Annotated in this window: 19 protein-coding genes and 2 tRNA genes; 5 read left to right on the plus strand and 16 right to left on the minus strand. The window is 38.6% G+C overall.

Translation table 11 applies throughout. From position 1 onward, the window contains the following. Positions 1-66 precede the first annotated feature (66 nt). Entirely contained in the window at positions 67-1,302 is a 1,236-nt protein-coding gene (locus VH441_RS04605; protein WP_434354307.1) for an argininosuccinate synthase, read from the minus strand. A 229-nt stretch (positions 1,303-1,531) separates the two neighbouring features. Between VH441_RS04605 and pyrC the strand changes: the two genes are divergently transcribed. The 4 genes from pyrC (at position 1,532) to VH441_RS04625 (ending at position 4,638) form a co-directional block, all read left to right on the plus strand. Then, positions 1,532-2,611, plus strand: a complete 1,080-nt coding sequence (gene pyrC / locus VH441_RS04610; protein WP_434354308.1) for a dihydroorotase — start codon at positions 1,532-1,534, stop codon at positions 2,609-2,611. Between the two features lie 211 nt (positions 2,612-2,822). Beyond that, complete coding sequence (locus VH441_RS04615) at positions 2,823-3,602, plus strand: class I SAM-dependent methyltransferase (RefSeq protein WP_434354309.1); 780 nt, start codon at positions 2,823-2,825, stop codon at positions 3,600-3,602. A 108-nt stretch (positions 3,603-3,710) separates the two neighbouring features. Further along, positions 3,711-4,442 (plus strand): ribonuclease T, encoded by a 732-nt coding sequence (gene rnt / locus VH441_RS04620; RefSeq protein ID WP_434354310.1) that lies wholly within the window; start codon positions 3,711-3,713, stop codon positions 4,440-4,442. A 120-nt stretch (positions 4,443-4,562) separates the two neighbouring features. Next, a tRNA-Glu gene (locus VH441_RS04625) sits at positions 4,563-4,638 on the plus strand. A gap of 158 nt (positions 4,639-4,796) precedes the next feature. Here VH441_RS04625 and ispD read toward each other — a convergent pair. From ispD to VH441_RS04660, 7 genes are all read right to left on the minus strand, one after another. Next, on the minus strand, positions 4,797-5,516 hold the full coding sequence (gene ispD, locus VH441_RS04630) for a 2-C-methyl-D-erythritol 4-phosphate cytidylyltransferase (protein ID WP_434354311.1): 720 nt from the start codon (positions 5,514-5,516) through the stop codon (positions 4,797-4,799). Positions 5,517-5,757: 241 nt separating this feature from the next. Next, the gene (locus VH441_RS04635) at positions 5,758-6,141 is read right to left on the minus strand and encodes an FtsB family cell division protein (RefSeq protein WP_434354312.1); all 384 of its coding nucleotides are present in this window, start codon (positions 6,139-6,141) and stop codon (positions 5,758-5,760) included. Positions 6,142-6,183: 42 nt separating this feature from the next. Next, positions 6,184-7,473 (minus strand): phosphopyruvate hydratase, encoded by a 1,290-nt coding sequence (eno, locus tag VH441_RS04640; RefSeq protein ID WP_434354359.1) that lies wholly within the window; start codon positions 7,471-7,473, stop codon positions 6,184-6,186. Positions 7,474-7,766: 293 nt separating this feature from the next. Next, positions 7,767-8,627, minus strand: coding sequence for a 3-deoxy-8-phosphooctulonate synthase (gene kdsA, locus VH441_RS04645; RefSeq protein ID WP_434354313.1), 861 nt, complete (start codon positions 8,625-8,627; stop codon positions 7,767-7,769). A 49-nt stretch (positions 8,628-8,676) separates the two neighbouring features. Beyond that, the gene (locus VH441_RS04650) at positions 8,677-10,308 is read right to left on the minus strand and encodes a CTP synthase (RefSeq protein ID WP_434354314.1); all 1,632 of its coding nucleotides are present in this window, start codon (positions 10,306-10,308) and stop codon (positions 8,677-8,679) included. Between the two features lie 137 nt (positions 10,309-10,445). Then, complete coding sequence (locus VH441_RS04655) at positions 10,446-11,483, minus strand: porin (protein ID WP_434354315.1); 1,038 nt, start codon at positions 11,481-11,483, stop codon at positions 10,446-10,448. A 682-nt stretch (positions 11,484-12,165) separates the two neighbouring features. After that, positions 12,166-14,358: a malate synthase G gene (locus VH441_RS04660; protein ID WP_434354316.1), complete on the minus strand. Its 2,193-nt coding sequence runs from the start codon at positions 14,356-14,358 to the stop codon at positions 12,166-12,168. A 308-nt stretch (positions 14,359-14,666) separates the two neighbouring features. On the opposite strand from VH441_RS04660, the gene VH441_RS04665 reads away from it, so the two are divergent. Beyond that, complete coding sequence (locus VH441_RS04665; RefSeq protein ID WP_434354317.1) at positions 14,667-15,362, plus strand: tRNA-(ms[2]io[6]A)-hydroxylase; 696 nt, start codon at positions 14,667-14,669, stop codon at positions 15,360-15,362. A gap of 295 nt (positions 15,363-15,657) precedes the next feature. Here VH441_RS04665 and ppk1 read toward each other — a convergent pair whose 3' ends face one another. From ppk1 to accD, 8 genes are all read right to left on the minus strand, one after another. Next, positions 15,658-17,823 (minus strand): polyphosphate kinase 1, encoded by a 2,166-nt coding sequence (gene ppk1, locus VH441_RS04670; protein ID WP_434354318.1) that lies wholly within the window; start codon positions 17,821-17,823, stop codon positions 15,658-15,660. 249 nt (positions 17,824-18,072) lie between these two features. Continuing rightward, positions 18,073-18,163 (minus strand) — tRNA-Ser (locus VH441_RS04675). Positions 18,164-18,232: 69 nt separating this feature from the next. Continuing rightward, positions 18,233-19,297: a type I glyceraldehyde-3-phosphate dehydrogenase gene (locus tag VH441_RS04680; RefSeq protein WP_434354319.1), complete on the minus strand. Its 1,065-nt coding sequence runs from the start codon at positions 19,295-19,297 to the stop codon at positions 18,233-18,235. A gap of 65 nt (positions 19,298-19,362) precedes the next feature. Continuing rightward, positions 19,363-21,207: an AAA family ATPase gene (locus tag VH441_RS04685; protein ID WP_434354320.1), complete on the minus strand. Its 1,845-nt coding sequence runs from the start codon at positions 21,205-21,207 to the stop codon at positions 19,363-19,365. 85 nt (positions 21,208-21,292) lie between these two features. After that, complete coding sequence (locus tag VH441_RS04690) at positions 21,293-22,453, minus strand: LysM peptidoglycan-binding domain-containing protein (protein WP_434354321.1); 1,161 nt, start codon at positions 22,451-22,453, stop codon at positions 21,293-21,295. Between the two features lie 179 nt (positions 22,454-22,632). Next, entirely contained in the window at positions 22,633-23,943 is a 1,311-nt protein-coding gene (locus VH441_RS04695) for a bifunctional folylpolyglutamate synthase/dihydrofolate synthase (RefSeq protein ID WP_434354322.1), read from the minus strand. 143 nt (positions 23,944-24,086) lie between these two features. Next, positions 24,087-24,455 carry a septal ring lytic transglycosylase RlpA family protein gene (locus tag VH441_RS04700; RefSeq protein WP_434354323.1) on the minus strand — a complete coding sequence of 123 codons (369 nt, stop codon included), beginning with the start codon at positions 24,453-24,455 and terminating at the stop codon, positions 24,087-24,089. Positions 24,456-25,020: 565 nt separating this feature from the next. Continuing rightward, positions 25,021-25,869 carry an acetyl-CoA carboxylase, carboxyltransferase subunit beta gene (gene accD, locus VH441_RS04705; protein ID WP_434354360.1) on the minus strand — a complete coding sequence of 283 codons (849 nt, stop codon included), beginning with the start codon at positions 25,867-25,869 and terminating at the stop codon, positions 25,021-25,023. Positions 25,870-25,894 lie beyond the last annotated feature (25 nt).

Genomic DNA, 25,894 nt, shown 5'->3' on the forward strand with positions numbered 1-25,894 from the left:
AACTTATAACCGATGCAAAAATGCATTAAAAAAACGCCACTTAAGATAAGCAGCGTTTTATAAAATTTAAGACAAATCACGTCCTTTGCTGGCTTCAATCGAGAGACGAAGCCCATTTAAGCGGATAAAGCCTTCGGCATCTTTTTGGTCATATGCCCCTGCATCATCTTCAAAAGTGGCAATCTTCTCATCAAATAATGAGTTGCCTGATTTACGGCCTGCATTAATAACATTGCCTTTGTACAACTTCAAACGCACAACACCACTCACATATTCTTGTGATTTGTCAATCAGTGCTTGTAGCATTTCACGCTCTGGGCTAAACCAAAAACCGTTATAGATTAATTTGGCATATTTAGGCATGATTTCATCTTTTAAGTGAGCCGCTTCACGATCAAGTGTAATAGACTCAATTGCACGGTGCCCTTTTAGCATGATGGTACCTGCTGGTGTTTCATAACAACCACGAGACTTCATACCAACAAAACGGTTTTCAACGATATCCAAACGACCAATACCATGCTTACCACCGAGTTCATTGAGCTTAATCATCACTTCATATGGCTTCATCGCTTCGCCATTAATGGCAACAATATCACCTTTTTCATAAGTTAATTCAACATACTCTGCTTCATCTGGTGCATTTTCTGGACTAACAGACCAACGCCACATATCTTCTTCTGCTTCTGCATATGGGTCTTCTAACAAACCACCTTCGTATGAAATGTGCAATAGGTTGGCATCCATCGAATAAGGTGATTTCTTTTTATTAGCAGCAAAGTCGATAGGAATGTCATGAGTTTCAGCATATTGCATTAGGCTTTCACGACTTGATAAGTCCCACTCACGCCAAGGTGCAATGGTTTTTAGATGCGGGTCAAGCGCAATTGCACCCAATTCAAAACGTACTTGGTCATTGCCTTTACCTGTTGCACCATGGCTAATGGCATCAGCATCATGCTGTTTGGCAATTTCTACCAAACGTTTGGCAATTAGTGGACGTGCGATTGATGTACCTAATAAGTATTCGCCTTCGTAAATAGCATTGGCACGAAACATAGGGAACACATAATCACGCGCAAATTCTTCTCGCAAATCTTCAATATGGATGTTAGTAATGCCCATTGCTTCTGCTTTTGCACGTGCTGGCTCTACTTCTTCACCCTGACCAATGTCTGCTGTAAAAGTAATGACTTCTGCATCATAGGTTTCTTGCAACCATCTGGCAATAATAGAAGTATCAAGACCACCCGAATACGCTAAAACAATTTTATTGATTTTACTTTTATCAATTTTTGACATTAAAAACTCCTAACACATCTTTTTAAATATTTTATTAAAAGGGACAACAAGTTACATATCACTATAATTTTACATCATTACACCTATTTACAAAAGCATTGTAGATAATAATTAATTAATATTTAGATTGACTAAAATTCTAATTCATAAAATCAAAGGCAATAATCTGCTACAATATTTGTTGTACAAGCGCACAAACCAACCACAAAAAAGCCAAGGGAGAGACCACATGAGCCCATCGCCAAATAATACCGAAATCACAATTATTCAGCCTGATGACTGGCATATCCATTTGCGTGATGGTGATGCCCTACAAACAACCGTCCCCCATGCTGCGGATAGCTTTAACCGTCTGATTTGCATGCCAAACCTTGTACCACCTGTTAAAACAACAGAACAAGCCATTGGTTATCGCGAGCGTATCATGCAGGCTTTGCAAAACTCAAACATTAGCGATGATAGAAAACAGAGTTTTGACCCTCGTATGGTTTTATATCTAACTGATAACACCAAACCAGAAGACATCATCAATGCTAAAAAATCTGGTGTTGTACAAGCGGTAAAACTCTACCCTGCTGGCGCAACAACCAACTCCGCAGATGGTGTAACCGATATTAAAAACTGTGTGCAAGTGATTGATGAAATGCAAAAGCAAGGCATACCATTACTGGTCCATGGTGAGGTTACTCACAGCCATGTTGATATTTTTGATAGAGAAAAGAAGTTTTTAGATGAGGTGCTAAGTCCACTTATCCAACAGTTTCCTGAACTCAAGGTTGTTTGTGAGCACATTACCACCGCTGATGCCGCTGAATTTGTACTGGCGCAAAGCAACAACGTGGCAGCAACCATCACTCCACAGCATTTATTATTTAACCGTAACCATATGTTGGTGGGTGGCATTAAGCCACATTTTTATTGCCTACCCATTTTAAAACGCCAAACTCATCAAAAAACATTAATAGAAGTTGCTACCAGCGGCAGTCCAAAGTTCTTTTTAGGTACAGACTCAGCGCCACATGCCACTCATGCAAAAGAAAACGCCTGTGGTTGTGCTGGTTGTTACAGTGCTTCTATTGCTTTGCCACTTTATGCCAGTGCTTTTGATGCCGTTGGCAAAATCGATAAATTAGAAGGGTTTGCCAGCCTTTTTGGTCCTAAGTTTTATGGCTTACCTGTTAATGAGAGCCATATCACCTTAGTAAAAACACCGATGCAAGTACCAAATAGCTACGACTACTTTGATAACAGTACAATCACACCTTTAATGGCTGGCGAACATTTAGATTGGACAATTAAAGCAAGTTAATCGCATCGTTAGTTTTACAATAACCATGCTCACTTACTAAAATTTGGCTGTTAAAAACGCATTATTTTTAGTTTACGGTTTTGTTTTACACCAGCAAATCGCTTGTGCTATATTAATTGATAATAATTATCAATTAATATAGCATTAAAATGGCACACCTCAACACAACCCAAAATTTAAATAATATTTCTGAAACCATGCTCATTACCGTTTGGGCAAGAGCCATAGAAACCCCAAAAAAAAAGGGCTAATTAATGACCCTTTTGCCGTAGATACCATTAAAAAAATTGATTACGACTTTAGTATGTTTAATAAGGCAACCATGAGCCAAGCTGGGTGTTGTATCCGCAGTAAGCTCATAGATAATCAAACACTCACATTTATTAAACAACATCCAGATGCCGTTATTATCCAACTTGGTGCAGGGCTAGATAGCCGTTTACAACGCTTGCAATTACAAGCCCCTGACACAGTCGCTAACATTACGCATTGGTATGATCTCGACTTAGCAGAACCAATAAGTATCCGCAAAGCCATCTGCCCCGCCCATCCCAAAAATAGCCTGTTAGAAATGTCGTTGTTTGATGACGATTGGATTGAAATTGTACAAACCCACAATAAACCCATACTCATTATTATTGAGGGTGTATTAATGTATTTTGAAGAAGCGGCTGTTAAAAACTTATTTACTAAATTATGCCAACGCTTTGACAAAACTACTGTCCTGATGGATATGTTAGCTTATAGCGCTAAAGGCAACGCCAAGCATCATGATTCGCTAAAACATACAAAACAAAAAAGCGAGTTTAAATGGTCTTTACTTAACAGTTCAGATATGGAGCAATGGCATAAAAAAATACACCTCACCCAAGAGATGTATATGAGTGATTATGCTGGTAAACGTTTTCCTTGGTGGATACGTCTGATATATAAAACCCCATTTGGCTATAAACATGTTAATCAAAGAATTTTACGCATTGATATTAGTTAGTCATTGATATTAGTTAATGTTGACACTTTTTAAAGTCATCCTATGTTCGCTAGATTGTCATAAAAATGGTATAATTTTTTAACATATTTTAGCCATAAAAGCCCAGTAATGACACAACAACAAGAACCCTCAGCAACCGCTAAAAGTCAATTAACAGATTGCCAAGTGAAACCACTTTCTGAACGTTTTCGTAAATTTTTACCAGTAGTGGTTGATGTAGAAACCGCTGGATTCAACGCCCAAACTGATGCATTACTAGAAATAGCTTGCATACCCATTTTAATGAAGGGTGATGGCGTTTTTTACCCTGGTGAAGCCATTAATGCTCATATTGAACCCTTTGAAGGCGCGAATTTAGAGCAAAGAGCATTAGACTTTATAGGTATCGATCCCAACAATCCTTTACGCAAAGCCATTGCAGAAGATGAAAAAGTAGCACTTAGGCGTATTTTTAAAGAACTAAAAAGCGTGCGTAAAGCATATGACTGCCGTCAATGTGTTTTGGTTGGTCATAACGCCCATTTTGATTTAAGTTTTTTAAATGCTGCCATCACGCGTACTAACAGCAAAAACCATAGCCCATTTCATCAATTTTCTGTTTTTGATACGGTCACCTTATCTGCCTTGGCATATGGTCAAACCGTGTTAGCAAGAGGCTGTAAAGCTGCAGGAATTGACTTTAACGGCAGTGAGGCACACTCCGCGCTCTATGATACACAGAAAACTGCAGAATTGTTTTGTCGCATTTTAAATAGTTACCCAATGTTGAGTAATGCCGTATATAGCGAAGATGAAGAAACAAGCAATGATGAAAAAAATGAGGAAGAAAATCCGATTTAATTCATAAAAAACAATAAAAACTATTTTTTTATAAAAAAGGCTTGACCTATGACAAACATGCCCCTATAATACGCACCACTTCGACATTAACGGTGAAAGCGGTCGAAGTGCAAGTCCTGCGTCCCGTTCGTCTAGAGGCCTAGGACCCCGCCCTTTCACGGCGGTAACAGGGGTTCGAATCCCCTACGGGATGCCACTATTCAAAAAGCCCAATCTATAGCAGATTGGGCTTTTTCTTTATCCTTTTTTTATTATTTAAATTGTTTGATAGCTTATCAGCTGCCTATTATCTGCCAACAACCTATAAACCAAGACTTATAGGAAAACTAGAGATAAATAAAAGTGATGCAGATATTATGAGTTAAGTAAAAAACCAATTAAATCTAAGTCGCTAGGATAAGTCAGCTTCATATTACTACGGCTACCTTCCACCACTTTTATCGGATAGCCTAATTGCTCAAAACCACTCGCTTCATCCGTGATATGAACACCCTGCTCTGCAACCGTTTTTAGCACTTTTTGTAAATACCCTAAACGGAAAACTTGTGGTGTTTGAGCTTGCCACAACTTACTTCTATCCACCGTTTGCGTTATCACACCCTTTGCATCCACCTGTTTTAACGTATCAGCCACAGGGGTTGCCAGTATCGCGCCATACGGCTCATCCATAGCAGCTTCAATAACATTATCAACATCTTTAGGTAACACACATGGGCGGGCAGCATCATGTATCAACACTAAGTCGTTAGATCTTGCGCTACTCTCAACTATTGCTTGCATCCCCGCTTGTACCGAGTGCCAACGTTCTGCCCCGCCAATACAAAATTGCATTGCTAATGCCCAATCTAACGTTTTTGCTGTCTTATCATCGTTTGAAATCACCAAGTGACAATGCTTTATATACTGGCTTTTAGCAAGCTGACTAACACTGTGTTCTACCACTGTTTTATGATTAACCGTTAGGTATTGCTTGGGTATATTAGCCCCATAACGACTGCCCTTACCTGCTGCCACAATCATAGCAAACACGTTAACTTTGTTATTAGCTGGTGAGTTATTTTTTTGTTGTATCATATTTTTTACGTTTTATAACCGTAAGTATAAGTAAAAGTGACTTGAAAACTAGTAAAGTGGATACTGTCCATCGTATTAATCAATTTAAACAATTAATTGATAGGCTATACCCATTGTTCTGCTAACGCCTCTATCATAAACAAAAATCCCTCTTATAAAAAGAAGGATTTATTAAATGACATAGTAAATAAGTTTTTATACACTAAAACTTATTGAGCAGACTTTAATCTTAGCATTAAAGCTATTGCTGGTTAGTCAATGGTTCAGGAATCGACTCAACCGCATCTGGTACATTTGCATTTTGAACAGATGTGCTTTGCGTCGTCGCCGCTGTAGACATCTGAACAAATGTTTCACCTGGTTTTATCAACCCCAAGTCCAACCTTGCATGCTCTTCCACCGCCTGTAAACCTGTTTTAAGGTCAGAAACATCCGCCCGTAAAACACGATTATCTAGGCGTTGTTTATCATTTATTATTTGCTGCTCATCAATCTGCTGCAATAAATTTGCATAGTTTGCTCGACCATTTTCACCCAACCAATATTGGTATTGAAGCCCTAAAAGAACCGCAATTGCTAATATCATTAAAATAAACTGACCAAGATACTTGATGGGATACTTCATCAATAAATTGCACCATTTAAAAAATGTTAAACCAAATAACAATTAGCCACGTAAGCCAATAAACTCTTGACCGCCACGATAGCTTGCACGCACCTGTTGCTCTATGCGTAATAGCTGATTGTACTTAGCCACACGGTCAGAACGACATAACGAACCGGTTTTAATTTGCCCTGCCGCCGTACCCACAGCTAAGTCTGCAATTGTGCTGTCTTCAGTCTCGCCAGAGCGATGAGAAATAACCGTTGCATAACCATTTTGTTTGGCAAGATAAATCGCATCTAGGGTTTCGGTTAGTGTACCAATTTGGTTAAACTTAATTAAGATGGCGTTGGCAATTTTTTTGTCGATACCTTCCTGCAAAATCTTTGGATTCGTTACAAATAAATCATCACCAACCAGTTGAATTTTATCACCCAATATTTGCGTTTGATATGCCCAACCTTCCCAGTCTGATTCATCTAAACCATCTTCGATAGAAATAATTGGGTATTGGCTAACAAGTTTTGCCAAATAATCAGAAAAGCCTTGTGAGTCGTATGATTTACCTTCACCCGCTAATACATACTGACCATCTTTGTAAAATTCACTTGCAGCGCAGTCTAAAGCCAGATGAATGTCTTTACCCGCTGTATAGCCAGCTTTCTCAATTGCTTCCATGATGGCAACTAACGCTTCTTCATTACTGCGTAAGTTTGGTGCAAAACCACCTTCATCACCCACAGCCGTATTTAAACCTTGCCCTTTTAAAACAGACTTTAGGCTATGGAAAATTTCTGCGCCTGCTCGCAGTGCTTCAGAAAAACTATCAAAACCTGTTGGTTCAATCATAAATTCTTGAATATCAACCGTGTTATCCGCATGCTCACCACCATTTAAAATGTTCATCATTGGTACTGGCATGGTCAATGAGGTTTGACCACGCAAGTTGGCAATGTACTGATGCAATGGTAACTTTTGTGATAATGCAGCTGCTTTTGCAGAGGCTAGCGAAACCGCCAACATCGCATTAGCACCCAAACTTTCTTTATTTTCTGTGCCATCAAGATTAATCATGATTTCATCAATGGCTTTTTGATCGGTCACATTTTTATCAAGCAAAGCTGAGCGAATCTGGCTATTAACGTTACTAACCGCTTTTTTAACGCCTTTACCTAAATAACGAGATTTATCACCATCACGCAGTTCTAATGCCTCACGTGACCCTGTAGACGCCCCACTAGGAGCAGCAGCACGACCTAAAGTTCCATCAGCTAAAATAACATCTACCTCAATGGTAGGGTTACCTCGTGAGTCTAAAATCTCACGGGCTCGGATGTCTTTAATTTCTGTCACTGATTTTGTTTCTTCTGCGTACATGGTCATACTCCTGTGTTTCTAACACCTTACAGCACTCAACATTTAAGATTAAATGCACGGTTTGATTCTAAAATTTGCTTGTTATCATAGCATAGCTGAGTTGATTTTAATAATGAAATTATACGGCAAACATCCACTGGTTATTGTCATCGCTTACCTGTTAATTATCTATATTAATAAATTCGTTATCTAAACGTTAAAAAACAAAAACCGTTTGCCAAGTAGCTATTAAACTCTCAGCAAACGGTTATGTTTTTACACCTTTTATATTAATGCGTATCTAGTTCAGCAAACCCCTTAACCAAATCATCGATTTGTTTTAATTGTGTTAAAAATGGTTTCAGTTGACTAAGACGCAATGCACAAGGACCATCACATTTAGCCTGCTCAGGGTCTGGATGTGCTTCTAAAAACAAGCCTGCTAATCCTGTTGCCATACCAGCACGGGCAAGCGTTACAATTTGTTCACGGCGGCCACCTGCACTGTCACTGCGAGCACCTGGCTGCTGCAACGCATGAGTCACATCAAAAATGACAGGGACATCCATTTTTTTCATGGTATCAAACCCTAACATATCAACAACCAGATTATTATAGCCAAATGCTGAACCACGCTCACACAAAATGATTTTATCATTACCAGCTTCTAGGCATTTATTAATGATATGACGCATTTCATGCGGTGCAAGAAACTGAGCTTTCTTAATATTAATAATCGCTTCTGTTTTTGCCATGGCATTTACTAAGTCGGTTTGACGGCTCAAAAAAGCTGGCAACTGGATAATATCAGCAACTTCGGCTGCTGGAGCACATTGGTACGGCTCATGCACATCTGTAATGATTGGCACATTATATTTTTCTTTTATTTGCCCAAGCCAATCTATCCCTTGCTCCAAACCAGGACCTCTAAAAGAAAATAAGCTAGAACGATTTGCTTTATCAAAACTTGCTTTAAACACATAAGGGATAGCTAGCTCACGACAAATTTCAATATAACTTTCAGCAATCTCAAACGCCAAGTCTTTTGACTCTAAAACATTCATACCACCAAACAATACAAATGGCGCATCATTTGCAATCTTAATATCATTTAGCCGAATGCTTTGCTGTGCTTTTTCTAATTTTGGCATTGTTTGTCCTTTGTTGTCTATTTTCGTTTATGTTATTAACACTCAGCCATTACGCCTTGCTGTACTGGATACTGGCACCCACAAATCCATGAAATAATGGATGTCCATCACGTGGTGAGCTAGTAAACTCAGGATGAAACTGTACGGCAACAAACCAAGGGTGTTCACTGATTTCTACCGACTCAACCAAATGCTGTTTTGATGAATAGCCAGAAATCTTCATACCCGCTTTTTCTAGTGGTTCAATGTAGTTATTGTTCATTTCAAAACGGTGGCGATGGCGCTCTTTAATCAGCTCACTATTATAAATGGCTTTAAGTTTACTACCTTCAACCAACTCAGCCTCCTGTGCACCTAAACGCATTGTACCACCAAGATTTGAGTTATCATCCCTGACCTGTAGCTCACCATCTTCATCTAACCATTCTGTAATTAAACCAATAATTGGATGGCTGGTTTTACGGTCAAACTCAGTTGAGTTAGCGTCTAGCTGTAGCACATTGCGCGCATATTCAATTACAGCAAGCTGCATGCCAAGGCAAATACCTAAAAATGGAATGTTATGTTCGCGTGCATAGGTGATTGCCTTCATTTTACCAACAGTACCACGTTCACCAAAACCACCTGGCACCAAAATACCATCCGCTTTTTTAAGCTTTTCTAATAAAGTATCATCGTCTTCTAATTTTTCTGCATCAATATAATGGATGCTAACATTTGTGCGATGTGTGATACCGGCATGAAGCAGTGCCTCATTAATTGATTTATACGCATCTGGCAGCTCCACATACTTACCAACCATATAAATATCAACATTACCTTCAGAGTTTAGTAAATCCGATACCACGCTATCCCAGTCTGCTAAATCTGCTTCAGCAACATCAATACCAAAACGCTCACAAATAATATCGTCTAAGTCTTGTTCAAACAAAATACGGGGAATTTGATAAATGGTTTTTGCATCTGGGCATAAGATAACAGCGCGCTCTTCTACGTTGGTAAACGAAGCAATCTTACGGCGATTATCATCAGAAATGGCATGTCCAGAACGACAGATCAACACATCTGGCTGTAAACCAATAGAGCGAAGTTCTTTAACCGAGTGCTGAGTTGGTTTGGTTTTTGTTTCACCCGCACTGGCAATGTATGGCACCAGGGTTAAATGCATTAGCATAGAGTTTGCACGCCCAAGCTCCACTTGCATTTGACGTACGGCTTCCATAAATGGCAGTGATTCAATATCACCCACTGTACCACCAATTTCTATAATAGCGATGTCAAACCCATTTCCACTCGCGCGTATTTTGGCTTTAATCTCATCTGTAATATGTGGGATAACCTGTACCGTACCACCCAAATAATCACCACGGCGCTCTTTATTTAGCACCGTTTGGTAAATACGACCACTGGTAAAGTTGTTTGTTTGACGCATTTTGGAATGACGCAAAAAACGTTCATAATACCCTAGGTCTAAGTCTGTTTCTGCACCATCTTCTGTTACAAAAACCTCACCATGCTGAAACGGGCTCATGGTACCCGGATCAACATTGATGTAAGGATCCATTTTTGTCATGGTTACTTTAAGCCCGCGTGCTTCTAAAATAGCCGCTAAAGACGCCGCCGTAATGCCTTTGCCTAAAGAAGAAACAACCCCACCTGTCACAAATATAAATTTAGTCATAACTTATCTATTAATCTCGTCAAACTTGTAAATGCAAATTTTACTAGATTTAGATAAAAAAATCATTAAAACCAGACAATAAACAAAAAAAATCCACGCAAATGCGTGGATTTTTGAGATATAAGTATCAACAAATATTAGAATTTGTGAACAATACCAGCACCTACACCATAGTAGTCATGGTCTAAGTTAGAGTTTTTGAATGACTTGTCAGTGTAACCTGCAAATACTTGAGCTTTAGTTGCTTTAGTGAACGCATAGTTACCACCTACAGAGAATACATCTACATCACTACCGTCTGCACCTTCGTAGTCACGAGCTGCATCGTATTCAGCATAAACATCCCACTTAGAACCAGGAATATCGTATTCACCAGCGATGATGTATGATTGCTCATCTTCTAGATCTTTGTTATTAAAGTCGATAGTTTGATACAAACCACTTACAGTAAGGTCACTAGTTAGGTCATAAGCAGCTGATACACGAACATCGTCCCACTCAGTTTTGCCATCTTCACCAGCGTCATCTACTTTGATGTAAGTGATACCAGCAGCTAAAGGACCGTTTTCGTATTTACCACCAACACCCCAGCTACCGTCTTGATCACCTTTTCCATCAGTTTCACCATCAGAAGCGTCAGTTAACTTGTACATAGCCATTAGCTGTACACCGCTCATTTCTGGCGAGAAGTAAGCCATAGAGTTGTTTATACGATTACCATCAAACGAGCCAATAACTTCTGCGTCTTTGTACTCAGATGGGTTAGTGAAGTTGATTACATCATCAATTGCTGTTAAACGACCAGCAACAACTGTACCCATTTGGTCATTTGCTAAACCAACATAAGTGTCACGTTGCTTAAACTTAACATCACTACCACCACGTGGCTGATCGATATCAAAACCAAATTCTGCTTTATAGATGAAGTCAGTGTTTGCAGTGATTGCTTCGCCACCTTTAAGACCAAAACGAGTGCTGTTAGAGTCTAGAGTCAGGTCACCATCTTCCATCTTAACTTTGCCGTTTTCGTCAACAGCGTATTCATCACCATCCATTACTGGTACTTCACTTTGGTATTGAACTTTAACGCCCGCTTTACCATATACAGTAGGTGCTGCTTGAGCTGCTGTTACAGATAATGCAGCGATAGCTGTAGTTAAAAGTAATTTTTTCATTGGATCCTCTCCACTTTGTTAAAAATGGGCTACTGAAACAGCGTCCCAAAATTTGGTAGCATCACATCAGTTAAACTACCGTGATTTATTATACAGCGAGATTATGCATTAAAATTATGACAAAATCATTAAATTATTTGTTACATGTTAACTGGTATTAAGTTGTGTAGAACAAATCAATTTGTATAACTTGAAATATTTTGTTACTAATATCGCTTTCAGTAATAGAATATCAATTCTGAAATAATTTGCAATATATTTTTTTAACTTTTCGGTTTTGTTAACATATGTAAATAAACAAAAAAATTAAAAACATCTTTATTTATTAAATAGATAGCTTTAAAAAAACCAATAAAACAAGCACAAAAAAAGTCAAAAAAAATAGTTTTTTGATTATTTTTTATACAATTTTTTGAAAAAACTCACTTAATAAGCCATCGAAATAACTGAAAAATGAATGTTTTTAGCCCATTTTTATTTTTCAGCGTTCCTGAATTCTATTCTACTCTATTTAAAAAGACAAAATAGCCAACTTATTGACCCAAAAGTCATGCGGTTAGTTTGTTTTATATAACAAAATTGATAAATAAAACAGCACTATAACATATTATAATGCTGTCTGTTACCCTGTTTTTGTCTTATCACTTAGCTTTCCGATTTTTAAAAAATCAGATTATTTAGTTTAAACCCAGCTTGCCTTCATTTCTAGGCGCGATTTGTGTAATAGCGGCTCTGTATAACCACTTGGCTGCTCACGTCCTTTAAACACTAGATCACAGGCTGCTTTAAAGGCATAAGATGTATCAAAATTGCCATCCATTGGTAAATATGATGGATCACCTGCGTTTTGTCCATCCACCACTTTTGCCATACGCTTCATAACCGCCATGACTTGCTCTTCTGTTACTACACCATGGTGTAACCAGTTTGCGATGTGCTGACTAGAGATACGTAAAGTTGCACGGTCTTCCATCAGACCAACGTCTTTAATATCTGGCACTTTAGAACAACCAACACCTTGATCAACCCAGCGTACTACATAACCTAAAATACCCTGTGCGTTGTTTTCTAACTCTTCACGAACTTCGTCTTCACTCCAATTAGTATCTGTCGCCAATGGGATAGTCAAAATATCGTCAATATTAGCACGGTCACGTGATTTTAAGCTTTCTTGCACCGCTGGTACGTCTACTTGATGATAGTGGATGCTATGTAAGGTTGCACCTGTTGGTGATGGAACCCACGCCGTGGTTGCGCCAGATTGTGGGTGTGCCATTTTTGTGGCAACCATTTCACGCATTTCATCTGGTTTTGCCCACATACCTTTACCAATTTGTGCTTTGCCTAACAACCCTGTTTCTAAACCAATGTCGACATTCCAGTTTTCATAAGCAGGTTGCCATGCTTGAGTTTTCATATCACCTTTACGTACAAAGGCACCTGCTTCCATACTGGTGTGCATTTCATCACCGGTACGGTCTAAGAAACCTGTGTTAATAAAGATAACACGCTCTTTGGCAGCACGGATACACTCTTTTAGGTTAACCGTTGTGCGACGTTCTTCATCCATAATACCCATTTTTAAGGTGTTACGTGGCAAACCAAGCACATCTTCTGAAGCAGCAAACAATGTATTAGCAAATGCCACTTCTTCAGGACCATGCATTTTTGGTTTAACAATATACATTGATCCTTGACGAGAGTTTGATAGCTCATTATTGCCTTTAATATCGTTTAAAGTTAATAATGGTGTAATCAAGGCATCCATAATGCCTTCATAAATTTCTTCTTGCCCATTGCCTAAGTCAACCAAAATGGCTGGGTTGGTCATTAAGTGCCCAACATTACGTATTAATAAAAGGGCACGGCCTGGCAACACAAGCTCACCACCTGTTGGCGTTGTATAAACACGGTCAGGGTTTAGTTTGCGAGTCAGCTCTTTGTCACCTTTTACAAAAGTTTCTGCCAAATCGCCATTCATCAAACCAAGCCAGTTGCGATATACTTCTGTTTTCTCTTCACCATCTACCGCTGCCACTGAGTCTTCACAATCTTGAATCGCAGTAATGGCCGACTCCAACAATACATCTTTGATATTTGCTGGGTCATCTTTACCAACTGGGTGGTTTGCATCAATTTGGATTTCTGCATGCAAATTGTTTTGTTTTAATAAAATACCGGTTGGTTTATCATCATCACCTAAATAACCTACAAACTGAGCAGGATCCTTTAGTTCTGTTACGGTTACGCCATCACCAAGCGCCACAACCAATTTGCCATTTAATACGGCAAAACCTGTTACCTCTGAATACTTGCCACCAGTTAAAGGATAATGCTCATCTAAAAAGTTTTTAGCGTAGGCAACAACCGCAGCACCACGCGCAGGGTTATAGCCTTTGCCTTTTTCTTTTCCATCAGTTTCATCAATCATGTCTGTGCCGTATAACGCATCATAAAAGCTGCCCCAACGTGCATTTGCCGCATTAAGTGCATAACGTGCATTACGTACTGGAACAACCAGCTGAGGTCCAGGGATGCTAGCAATTTCTGCATCCACATTTTCGGTTGATACGCTAAAGTCATCACCTTCTGGTAATAAATAGCCAATGTCGGTTAAAAACTGTTTATAGTTATCAAAATCTATTTGACCATCTTTAGCAGGATTATCGATATGCCATTGGTTAATTTTTTGTTGGATGTCAGCACGTTTTGCTAATAGCTCTTTGTTACGAGGCGTTAGCTCTTTCACTACTTTTTCAAAGCCTTGCCAATAGGTGTCAGAATCAACACCAACGCTCGGTAAAACTTCATTTTCAATAAAGTTAAACAATTGATCATCAATTGCTAAAATACCTTTTTGAGTTCTTTCTGTCATATCGATGCTCCTTTACGATGTACCTTTATCTGTACTGTGATTAATAATAAGTCTAAGATTACGCCAGACCTAACCCTTCCATCCTACTATTAATTTTATAAATTAACAATAAAACACCATTTATTATATAAATACTTATTCTTTTTAGTAGTTATAACCTAATATTTTCAAGGTTTGCGAGTGTTAAAACCCGTTAAACTAAGGCGTGACTCAATAGTTACAAAATTAATATTTTTTGACCATTTTTTGTTAAAATTAATTCGAGACAGATTTTGCATAACCATATTGACCTACCTATAGAGCAGCAGATGAGCAATCACACCCCAACACCGTTAAATGACAAACCACAAATTAATAGAACAGAATCAACAAAAAATACCGTCACCAACCCCATAGAGGTCGATTTAAGCCATATTTATGCATTTCTTGGCTGTCGCACATCGACAGCTTGGTTAGATAAAGCCCTTGCCAATTTACCAATTATTATCCAAGATCACGCAAACTGCGAGAAAAAAGCAGCCGGCACTGCCATGAATCTCGTATTTAGATATGAGAAGCATCAAGATTTGCAATTAAAACTTGCCCAGCTAATTAGAGAAGAGATGCTCCATTATGAACAAGTGGTTGGCATTATGAATGAAAGAGGACAAACTTGGGCGTACTTGCCAGCTGGGCGTTATGCAAAAGGGATGTTAAAACACAAACGCACTTACGAACCAGCCGCCATGATTGATGTTTTGATTATTGGCGCATTTATTGAGGCACGATCCTGCGAACGTTTTGCTGCCTTGGCAACCGTCATAGATGATGAGCGGTTAAGTAAGTATTATCGTTATTTATTAAAATCAGAAAGCCGCCACTATGAAGATTACTTAGCCTTGGCACAGTCGGTAACTGATGAGCCAATTGATGAGCGAGTAAAATTCTTCCAACAAGTGGAAGCAGAGCTTATCTCTAGCCCAGATACAGAGTTACGATTTCATAGTGGCGTGCCTGTTAATTAACAGTTGTTGATAATAAAAGACGACACCCTCACCTTTTTATCTTATCGATAGTAGTAATACCTAGATATCTAGGCTAGTAATATAGATAGCAATGCAAAATGGCTTTTAAACTGCTTAAACAGAATAAAAGCCTAATCACCAATAGCATTTTAAAATAGCGGCGTTATGGATAAAACGGTTTGCTGTTTTATCCATCTGTTTTTATCGTTCCACTTTTACCTTCAACCAGCTCATAATAGCATTGAGTAAAAAAGCCACTTTTTAAAAGATCTTTATCCTCACTAATTAGTAGCGTTTAAACCTTATTAATCTTGCTGAGTAACTTATGCTGAGCAATGTATGGCACTTCTGCTTCTTTTGGTGTAGATTGCAACCACTTACCTGCCCCATCCAATGTCCATGCTCGCACGTTGTCATTTAAGTAGTTAAGCAAGCCATCATCTAACACTTGTTGAAAAATACGTTTATCTTCTATTGGGAAGGCAACTTCCACACGATGGAATAAATTACGATCCATCCAGTCTGCGCTACCACAATACAAACGCTCATCACCATTATTATAAAAATAATAAACACGGGTATGCTCAAGGAACCGCCCTACCACACTACGTACAAAAATATTTTCTGACAATCCTTTTACTTGTGGTCGCAAACAACTGATAGAACGCAAAATTAACTCTATTTTAACCCCAGCTTGTGAGGCATCATACAACTTATCAATTAGTTTGCGCTCGGTTAACGCATTTACTTTAACGATAACATGTGCTTTTTTACCTGCTTTTGCATGTTTTATCTCATCATCTATAAACTGCATTAAGCTGTCATGCAAAGTAAAAGGGGCATGCAGTACCTTGCTCACGTTTGCTGCCTTGCCCATGCCAGTTAATTCCTGAAATACTTTATGTACATCTTCTGTCATAGCAGGCTTGGCAGTAAACAAACCATAATCGGTATAAGCTTTTGCATTACCTGCATGATAGTTTCCAGTACCTAAATGTGCATAGCGACGTATTTTGTTATCTTCACGACGCACAATCAACATAAGTTTGGCATGGGTTTTATAACCAACAATACCATAAACCACAACCACACCTGCCTCTTGTAAAAAATTGGCAACTGCGATATTTGAGGCCTCATCAAACCTTGCTCTTAGCTCGATAACGGCGGTTACTTCTTTACCATTTCTTGCTGCCAATGCAAGTGCTTGTACAATTTCTGAGTCTGTTCCAGAACGGTATAGCGTTTGTTTAATGGCTAATACTTTTGGATCATTTGCTGCTTGTTTTAACAAATTCACCACGGGGGTAAACGCATGGAAAGGATGATGAACCAATACATCTTGACGGCGCATGGTACTAAACATACTGGCAGATTTGTCAGTTGAGTCATACGCATCTTTTCGAAATGCTTTAGGCATCACATGATTAAATGGTGTGTAGCGTAACTCCGGTATTTTAAAGTCAAATAATAAGCGTGTTAAATTGACAGGACCATTTACTTTATAAAGCTGATTTTCATGCAAGTCAAACTCATCAAGCAAATAATCACTAATAAATTTTGGACAATTTGTAGTGACTTCTAGACGTACTTTTTGCCCAAACCTTCTGTTTTCAAGTTCACCTTCTAAGGCTTTTGCGATATCCTCAACATCATCTGATAAGTCCAAATCGGCATTACGCGTTAATCTAAACTGGTGACAGCCTGTAACCTTCATACCGGGGAACAACTCATGCACATGTTTATGAATCACGGCAGAAAGCATAATATGATGCTCTTTACCATTTGTTAGCGTATCCGGTAAGCGAATAACCCTTGGTAAGCTTCTTGGTGCAGGGACAATAGCCAAGTTAATATCACGCCCAAAAGCATCTTTGCCTTCAAGACTTATAATAAAGTTTAAACTTTTGTTAACCAAGCGTGGAAATGGATGAGCTGGGTCAATACTAATGGGGGTTAACACTGGCATCACTTGTTCGATAAAGTATTGACGTACCCATTTCGATTGCTCTGACGTTAATTCATCACGTTTTAAATAGCGTATATCTTGCTTGGCAAGCTCTGGTAAAATTTCTTCATTTAAAATACGGTATTGCTCATCAATGGCTTTATGCGCAGCCGTTGCAATCTTCTCTAACACTTCACTAGGACGCATACCATCTGGGCTGGTTGCAACATCCCCATGTACAAATTTTTGTAACTGCCCTGCCACCCTAATTTCAAAAAATTCATCCATGTTTGATGAAAAAATAATTAGAAAAAATAAACGCTCAAGTAAAGGGTGACTTGTGTCGGTTGCTTGAGCAAGTACACGTTTATGAAACTCAAGCAATGATAGCTCTCGGTTGATATATGCGTTGTAACTATAACTACCATCGGCATTGCGTTGCCAGTCAAGTTGAGTTAAATCCGTATTGCTTATTTTATTTTGCTTTAGTTGATTTGCAGTACTTTGTGTTGTCATTTTTATCGCCCTTTAACATGATTAAAAATTAACCGTTATATTTAAAACATAACTAATCAAATCAATTAAAATTTTAGCATAGTGAGGTTGTTATTTTATGACAAAAACAAGGATATTTTATGGGCATTAAGTATGGAGGAAAAAAGGCAAACATTAGGCATCAGTTTTAAGTAAAAAATAACATGTGCATTAAGACCAATCGCCCATAAAAAAACCAGAAGCTTAATTTAGCTTCTGGTTTTTTAAATATGGCGGAGTCGGAGAGATTCGAACTCTCGAAGGGCTACAAACCCTTGCCGGTTTTCAAGACCGGTGCATTCAACCGCTCTGCCACGACTCCAATAGGTTGGCTATTATATAATGTTTTTATGATTTTGCAACCCATAATTTCACTTTTTTCTATTTTTTATTATTTATTTTTTAAGACCATGCACATATCCACCAAGCGGTTGGCATAGCCCCACTCATTATCATACCAAGCAAACACTTTAACTTGCTTGCCAACTTGTAATAATTGAAAGTCATCTACAATGAGCGACTCACGTTGGTGCACAAAATCACTAGAGACCAATGGTTTTGTTGTATACCCCATTATGCCCGAAAGTTGTTTTTCACTTGCTTGCTGCAATATATTTTTAACGTCCGCTAGCGTAACTTGTTTAAGAAAATTAAATGTCACATCAATGGCAGCAACATCAATGGTAGGTACTCGCATAGAATAACCATTTATTCGTCCTGCCATGTTAGGTAACACTCTTTCTGTTGCAGCAATACTACTCGATGTTGTGGGTATAATATTGTAACCAGATGCCCTTGCTCTACGTAAATCTCTGTGTGCTTGGTCAAGCACATTTTGGTCTGCCGTCACAGCGTGTATTTCTGTCATCATTGCAGAGTCCACACCAAAGGCTGCATCTAAAGTTGCAATCAAAGGCACCAACGCTTGCGTGGTACAGGACACACCAGAAATAATGGGTAAATCTAACGATAACTGAGCATCATTTACCCCCACAACCACACAAGCATCCACTTCATCAAAAGGTGCGGCACCAATCACAACCTGTTTTGCGCCTGCAAGCCGATGTATATTGGCTCTTTTGTATGATCGAAACTGCCCAGAACACTCTAAAACAACGTCAACTTCCAATGCTCCCCACGGCAAGTTTTCTGGATTTTTTTCATCCAAAATAGCAATTTTGGCAATGATTTGCTCTTTTTTACTTGCTAAAATGTCTGGCGAAGATGCTATTAGCTGCAACACCTGTCCTTCATCATTACTTTCAATACGGGCAGTAACCCCTATGTTGGTTAGCCGCCCATAAGTACTGTCAAAATTAAGTAAATGTACCAAAGTATGAGCATCAGCAACGTCATTGATGGCAACGATTTCAATATCATCAAACAAAGCACGTTCAATCAGTGCTCTGCAAACATTGCGTCCAATACGTCCAAACCCATTAATGGCTATTTTCATTATCTTTTGATTTTCCTTAATAGTTGCAAACTTAGGTCAGCAAATTATATTTGTGGTAGCGCAATTTAGTCTAAAAAAATTAAAGCCAAACGAATTGTATTATAATCAATAGACTCATTTAAATAGTCAAATAAGGGTTTTAACTTAACACCCCCATCTTCATTAAAGTCATTGGGATCATTTGCCGCTTTGACTGCCGTATTTGCCTCATTTACCTTGCTAATGACTTCATCACTTGGGCGCAAATGCTCGCAAGCTAAATCTGGATATTGATGTTTTAGTTTGTCGATATGACGCATGATGGTGGCTTGGGCAAGTCCTCGATGTTCTGCTATTTCAGCAATGGATAGACTCTCTTCTAGCAAAATTTTGGTTTTGTCAAAAGTATCATCGTCACTATTACCCTGTGATTTAAGATGCTTACTTTGTTGACTCAAAATGGCGCGTTTTTCTCGATTGGCTGTGTACGCATTAATCACTCGTTCATTATTTGTACCGCCCGACTTAACAATAAACGCTTGGTGAGACTCATCCAGCTCATCTGTTGTAAAGTCTTTAAATTGTGCTTGGATTTCATCTGATAATTCGATAAACCGTTTATCAGCACCACGAGCCAGTGGATCAAGGCGCATACTAATTTCATTAAGCCCCAGCAATTTTAACCCCGACAAACTTTTTAAGCGAGACAAAGCAACATAGCCTTGCCCCATTTCAAAAGTTCTGGATAGGTCAATCTCGGCAGCGTCCAATGTCATCCCTTGCGATTTGTGTACGGTAATTGCCCAAGCTAAAGATAAAGGGACTTGCGTATAACTGGCTAACACAGTGCCATGCTCATCTTCTACCATCCATTCTTCTGGCATGGCAATGACTTCTCGCCCTGTATTGAGCTTAACCACGGGATATTTGCTATCTTTATCAACTTTATCATCACTGTTTTCAAACTTAACTTTATGAAACCCAACAATTTCACCCATCGTGCCATTAAAAACATCCAAATCAGCAATATTTTTAACGAACATCACCTTACAACCCACCTTAAGGTTTAATTCATCGGAGGTACGTACCGTTTTTTTAAGCATTTCAACCAGTTTCTCATCGCCGGTTCCAAAACCTTGATAGGTTAAAACGGTATTATCAATTTTAGCAAGCTCGTTAAGGTTGATTTTATCCACGCTAAAATTATGTGTATAAAGCCTTGTACGGTTGATGTTAACCTCATTATCAATTGTGTTTTCTAATGTTTGTACCGCTTGATGCGTCACTTGTGAACGCCGTATCTGGTTTAAAATATCATTTAAAGTAAGTGGATTAATGTTATCGGCTACTGTGCTGCTAGTATTGGCATCATCTATATGATGAGCCTCTGTTTTTTGCCGATATTGCTCGCTCAAATAACACACATGAAAATCGGCTTCTAACCAAGCTTGTGACATAAATGCAAACTTATCACGATTGCTTTCTTCTTTTTCTCCCACAGGTGGTAGCTGAAAAAAATCACCTGCTAAAATAACTTGTATGCCACCAAATGGCTCGGTTGAATTTCTAATAGTTTTTAAAACCAAATCAACCAAATTAAGTTGTTTTGCATGCAGCATAGATATTTCATCAATCACCAAAACAGCAGTTTTTTTTATGCGCTCTCTTAATAGGCGTTTACCCATCAACTTTTTTAAATCTTTTTCTGTCATTTCTGACTTAATACCAATACCTGCCCAACTGTGGATGGTTGTTCCACTCATGTGGGTTGCCGCAATGCCTGTGCTAGCGGTTACTGCCACAGAAACTCGCCTTGCTCGTAAATAGTGGATGTACTGATTAAGGGTGTAAGTTTTTCCAGCACCTGCCGACCCTGTTAAAAACACATTGTGTCCAGTTTTTAAAATATCGAGGGCAGTAGATTGTTTCATAAGATATAAAATTATTGATGGTTAAAAAATAAAAAAGTCTGGTTTATCATCAGATAAATCAGACTCATTTTAGCACGCTTAAATATTATCGCCAGTATAAAACCCAAGCACTGGTTGTATTAACGCGTGGATCACTATTAATTTTATCTTTAAGAGCCAAAGCAGCAACTTTACCACGTTCCGGCCCTACAATGATTCGCACGCCACGGTCTGTTTGGCTGGTTTTAACTTTATAGCCTGCACTACGGAATTTTTTTACAATTTCATCGGCTTTTTCTTTATTACCTGCCAAGGCAACCTGTACACCAAAGGTGCCTTTAGCATCGGTTGCTTTCGCTTCTTGACGTGCCTGTTTCAGTTTTTGCTGGGCTGTTTGACGAGCAGAAGTTGATTTACGCTCCTGCGCGGCTTTTTTATCGGCTTCTGCCTTAGCGGCTTGTTTACGTTTAGTCTCTAAGTATGCAGCATCTTTTTCTAATTGGGCAATTTGGTTAGCTGAAGGGATTCTCAGTTTTTGACCAACTTGCAACATAGAAGTTGATGATAACTTATTGGCTTGTGCCAACGCAGCAACTGGCACATTATGACGACTGGCAACAGCCGTTAAGCTATCCCCTTTTTTAACTTCATATTTACCAGAGCGAACCGGTGCTTTTTTAGCTTCTGGTTTTGGTTCTGGTTTGCTTTCTGCCTTAACTTCTTTTTTAGGCTCAGGTTTTGGTTCTGGTTTAGCGTCTACCGTCACTGGCTCAACTTTTACAGTGGTTTTCGCTTCCGTATTTTCAGGTGCTTTTTGTTCCGTTGTCTGATTTGTTTTTTGTGACACTTCACGGGTTGTCACCACTGGTCGAGTAATGGTATCAACAGTCGATTCAGTCTCAATGTCATTAATTGGTTCTGCAGCACTTTTAAATTCCTCATTTTCTGCACGGGCTTTTGCCAAAGCACGTTTCTCTGCTGCTTCTTGTTCTTTAATAAAAGCTTCTGTTTTTATTTGTTGTTGTTGCACACGCGCTTGACGCTGTCTTTCTTTTTGTTCAAGCAGTTTTGCTTCTGTTTGCGTATCTGTTGTTAGTGGTTCCACTTTTAAGCCATGGCTTATAGGCTTTCCATCTTCTGTGGTTAATTCAACTGTCAACTCTTCTGGCGTATCTGGTTTTTTAACTTGTTGCACCATCGCAAATAGCATGATGCCGCCACCCAGCAATATTGCCAAACCTAATAAACTTTGTCTTGAAAAACTCATTGAAACATCTCTTAATCTAAAAATTATAAATGGCTAAAAGCAAGTGCTTAATATCATAGCATTAAATTACAAAATGATTGTAATCTATTGTCATAACGTTTTAAAAACATACTTTTTTAACATCGCCTTATCAAGCAACCACCTTTTGTCATCTTAAACTGCATAAATATAGGGTGATATTAACTTTGTAGCAAATAACGCAAGCTTTCTCCAATGGTATGAAATGACCCACACACCAAAATTAAGTCTTCTTTTGTTGTGTTTTGTATGGCTAACTTTGTTGCTTCTTCTAAGTTGTCAGCTGTTTCAACTTGGTTGATGCCTTTATCCATTAAAATGGTCTTTAATTGTGCTAAGTTTGCTGCACGGCTGTGCTGAATTGGCGCAACATACCAAGCTCCTATCAGCAAACCACTTTGCTTTAATCGCTCAACCACTTTAGCGATTTCTTTATCTGCCAGCATTGAAAAAACAACAACAATTCGTCCTGGGTGCGGCACATTGTTTGGCAAATATTTAGATAGGTTTAAAGTTAACTGATTGATTAAAAAGTCAACCCCATCTTCATTGTGTGCCACATCAAATAGCCATCGTCTTTGTTTAATTTCTTGGTAATCAAAACGCCCTGCAAGCTTAACGGTTTGCATCGCTTTTTCAATATGACTTTGTTGGATGTCTAAACCACTCGCCAACACAGCACTGATTGCATTTGCCACATTCACCAAAGCCAAACTTGGTTTTGTCAGTTGCATGGTTATTGCCGCATTGCTATATTGCCAATACTGCTGGTTATTAGCCTCATTTCTATAAGCAAAGTGTTTACCCGCTTGATAACATAGTGCATCCAGCTCATCTACCTTTTGCTGCACACTCGCTGGCATCTGTATATCTCCAAAGATTAATGGAATACCTTGCCTTAAAATACCCGCTTTTTCATATCCAATTTTTTCTTTATCATCGCCAAGCCAATCAACATGATCAATACCAATGTTTGTTATCAGCGCAACATTTGGGTCAATGATATTAACAACATCTAAACGTCCACCCAAACCAACTTCTAACACCCATACATCACAATTGTTTTGAGCAAAAATTAAAAAAGCAGCTAAGCTAGTCATCTCAAAAAAAGATAAGCTCAAATTGCACTCTTTGCGCGCTTGTTCTACTTTTTCAAATGCATCAATTAATACATCATTTTGTATTGGCTTACCATTAATTTTAATCCGTTCATTAAAGTCAATCAGCTCTGGTGATTGATATAATGCCGTTTTATAGCCCGCTTGTTGACAAATTTCAGCAATTGCTGCAGTTGTTGAGCCTTTACCGTTGGTACCTGCAACCGTAAAAACTTTTGCCTTTTTTGCCGAGCCTATCACACCTAAGTTTTGAGCTACAGGCTCAACCCTTGATAAGCCCATATCAATAGCAGATACATGTATCCCTTGTATATAAGTTAACCATTCATCAAGTGATTTGTTAATCATCTGCATGTGTTATAAATCCTTCATTAAATATATTACCGTTACTCATACAGTATAAAAATATGCGGTTATTTATACAAACTAAATATAAAGCCTCATAAAAAAAGAGCCTATTTAAAGTAATAGGCTCTTTTAAATACTTTAACACGTGTTTACGTACAAACTTTTTTGCCATAACGCCAGGTTTTTGGCTTATGAATAACTTCTAACTTCACCTTGCAAAGGTTACAATTAAGTTTTTGGTTCGCTTTTTTAGAAAGGTCGATAACGCGACCATGTGCATATGGTCCACGGTCATTAATACATACAACCGTTGATTTACCATTACGTAAATTAGTTACTTTAACTTTTGTACCAAAGGTTAATGTTTTGTGTGCTGCTGTCATTGCATGCATGTTGTAGGTTTCACCATTTGCCGTTCGTTTGCCGTGAAAACCTGGACCATACCAGCTTGCTACGCCTGCAAATGCTTGAGTTATACTTGCAACTAACAAGACTGTTGGTAATAAAAACTTCTTCATGGGGAGTGTTACTCCTTAGTATTTAAATGAATTTAAAGCAGATAAACCAAATTAAATATCATCATTGTCTGCTTATCAGTTTAATCTTAAATGGCTATCATAAATTGCTTTTTAAGATTGAAACAACCACCCAAAATCCAATAGCTACCCGCCTAAAGACGGGCATTATTAAATAAGATTTTTGGCAATCACTCCATTAAACCACCAAGGCATTGATTCCTTACAAAGAGATACGTAACACACGGAAAAACCGCACAATGCCGGTTACATATCTTTACTTAGAGCGCAAATATAAAGCAAAAGTCGTTTTTTATCAAGTGACTGACAAGTAAAACAGGTTTACAGGAAGTTACTTTAACGCTTTGTTTTATAAAAAACCTTGTAAAAATTAATGTGTATTAAACCCTATATTTTCCTTTCTATCCATAGTGGCTATGTAAAATTTGCTTGGTAAACTTAAGCGAGGCTATCAGTTTTCTTTCACAAATCTTGCTTACATAATTTTTTTGTTTAATTGTTTAAAATTTGAACAATTTGTAATGCCAATAACCAACATCTGGCTCATTTAGGCAACATTTTTTATGTTAGACAATTTTGCCAAAATTCGATAAACCGTATCAATCAGTTGATGACGATGTACCACTTGGTCAATCACACCATGTTCTAACAAAAACTCAGCGCGTTGAAATGGTTCTTCAAGCGTTTCTCTCACTGTTTGTTCTATCACTCGCTTACCGGCAAAACCAATCATTGCTTTTGGTTCAGCAATGTGTACATCACCAAGCATTGCTAATGAAGCAGTCACCCCACCATACACTGGGTTGGTTAGCACCACCAAATAAGGCACACCTGCCTGCTTTAATCGCTCAATAATGGCAGAAGTACGTGCCATTTGCATCAGTGATAGCAAGCCTTCTTGCATACGCGCACCGCCTGAGGCAGCAAAGCAAACTAACGGAATCCCTTGTTTTAAGGCTGCCTCCCCTGCTTGCACAAATCTATCACCCACCACAGAACCCATTGAGCCACCCATAAAACGGAAGTCAAATGCACAGCCAATCATTTCTAAATTTTTTACTTTGCCATGCAACACGACTAGCCCTTCGGTTTCGCCCGTTTTTTCTTGTGCTTGGGTCATACGTTCTGGGTAAGGTTTGCTATCAACAAAGTTAAGTGGGTTGCCTGCTTTAAACTCTTGCCCTAATTCGGCAAACACTTCATCAAAAAACCAGTTTAATCGCTTACGGGCACCCATAGTTAGGTGATGCTCACAATGCGGGCATACATAGCTATTAAAGCTTAATGCTGTGTTTGTAATCATAATGTGGCAATTTGGGCATTCTGTAGATGGCTCTGTTTCTACCGCACTTAACTGCGTAGGACGAGGTTTAACGCCTTGAAGTGGGCGCTCCATCCATGTTTGAGGAATGGTTTGTGCC

The sequence above is a fragment of the Psychrobacter sp. HD31 genome (genome assembly GCF_051097895.1).
Taxonomy (GTDB): Bacteria; Pseudomonadota; Gammaproteobacteria; order Pseudomonadales; family Moraxellaceae; genus Psychrobacter.

Excerpts from the sequence above, each read along its gene's own strand:
- pyrC (WP_434354308.1), top strand. The coding sequence starts at position 1,532 with ATGAGCCCATCGCCAAATAATACCGAAATCACAATTATTCAGCCTGAT.
- ppk1 (WP_434354318.1), bottom strand. The coding sequence starts at position 17,823 with ATGACAACACAAAGTACTGCAAATCAACTAAAGCAAAATAAAATAAGC.
- VH441_RS04690 (WP_434354321.1), bottom strand. The coding sequence starts at position 22,453 with ATGAGTTTTTCAAGACAAAGTTTATTAGGTTTGGCAATATTGCTGGGT.
- VH441_RS04680 (WP_434354319.1), bottom strand. The coding sequence starts at position 19,297 with ATGAAAATAGCCATTAATGGGTTTGGACGTATTGGACGCAATGTTTGC.
- VH441_RS04605 (WP_434354307.1), bottom strand. The coding sequence starts at position 1,302 with ATGTCAAAAATTGATAAAAGTAAAATCAATAAAATTGTTTTAGCGTAT.
- VH441_RS04665 (WP_434354317.1), top strand. The coding sequence starts at position 14,667 with ATGAGCAATCACACCCCAACACCGTTAAATGACAAACCACAAATTAAT.
- VH441_RS04695 (WP_434354322.1), bottom strand. The coding sequence starts at position 23,943 with ATGCAGATGATTAACAAATCACTTGATGAATGGTTAACTTATATACAA.
- ispD (WP_434354311.1), bottom strand. The coding sequence starts at position 5,516 with ATGATACAACAAAAAAATAACTCACCAGCTAATAACAAAGTTAACGTG.
- accD (WP_434354360.1), bottom strand. The coding sequence starts at position 25,869 with ATGGAGCGCCCACTTCAAGGCGTTAAACCTCGTCCTACGCAGTTAAGT.
- VH441_RS04650 (WP_434354314.1), bottom strand. The coding sequence starts at position 10,308 with ATGACTAAATTTATATTTGTGACAGGTGGGGTTGTTTCTTCTTTAGGC.
- kdsA (WP_434354313.1), bottom strand. The coding sequence starts at position 8,627 with ATGCCAAAATTAGAAAAAGCACAGCAAAGCATTCGGCTAAATGATATT.
- VH441_RS04635 (WP_434354312.1), bottom strand. The coding sequence starts at position 6,141 with ATGAAGTATCCCATCAAGTATCTTGGTCAGTTTATTTTAATGATATTA.
- VH441_RS04655 (WP_434354315.1), bottom strand. The coding sequence starts at position 11,483 with ATGAAAAAATTACTTTTAACTACAGCTATCGCTGCATTATCTGTAACA.
- VH441_RS04685 (WP_434354320.1), bottom strand. The coding sequence starts at position 21,207 with ATGAAACAATCTACTGCCCTCGATATTTTAAAAACTGGACACAATGTG.
- rnt (WP_434354310.1), top strand. The coding sequence starts at position 3,711 with ATGACACAACAACAAGAACCCTCAGCAACCGCTAAAAGTCAATTAACA.
- VH441_RS04660 (WP_434354316.1), bottom strand. The coding sequence starts at position 14,358 with ATGACAGAAAGAACTCAAAAAGGTATTTTAGCAATTGATGATCAATTG.
- VH441_RS04700 (WP_434354323.1), bottom strand. The coding sequence starts at position 24,455 with ATGAAGAAGTTTTTATTACCAACAGTCTTGTTAGTTGCAAGTATAACT.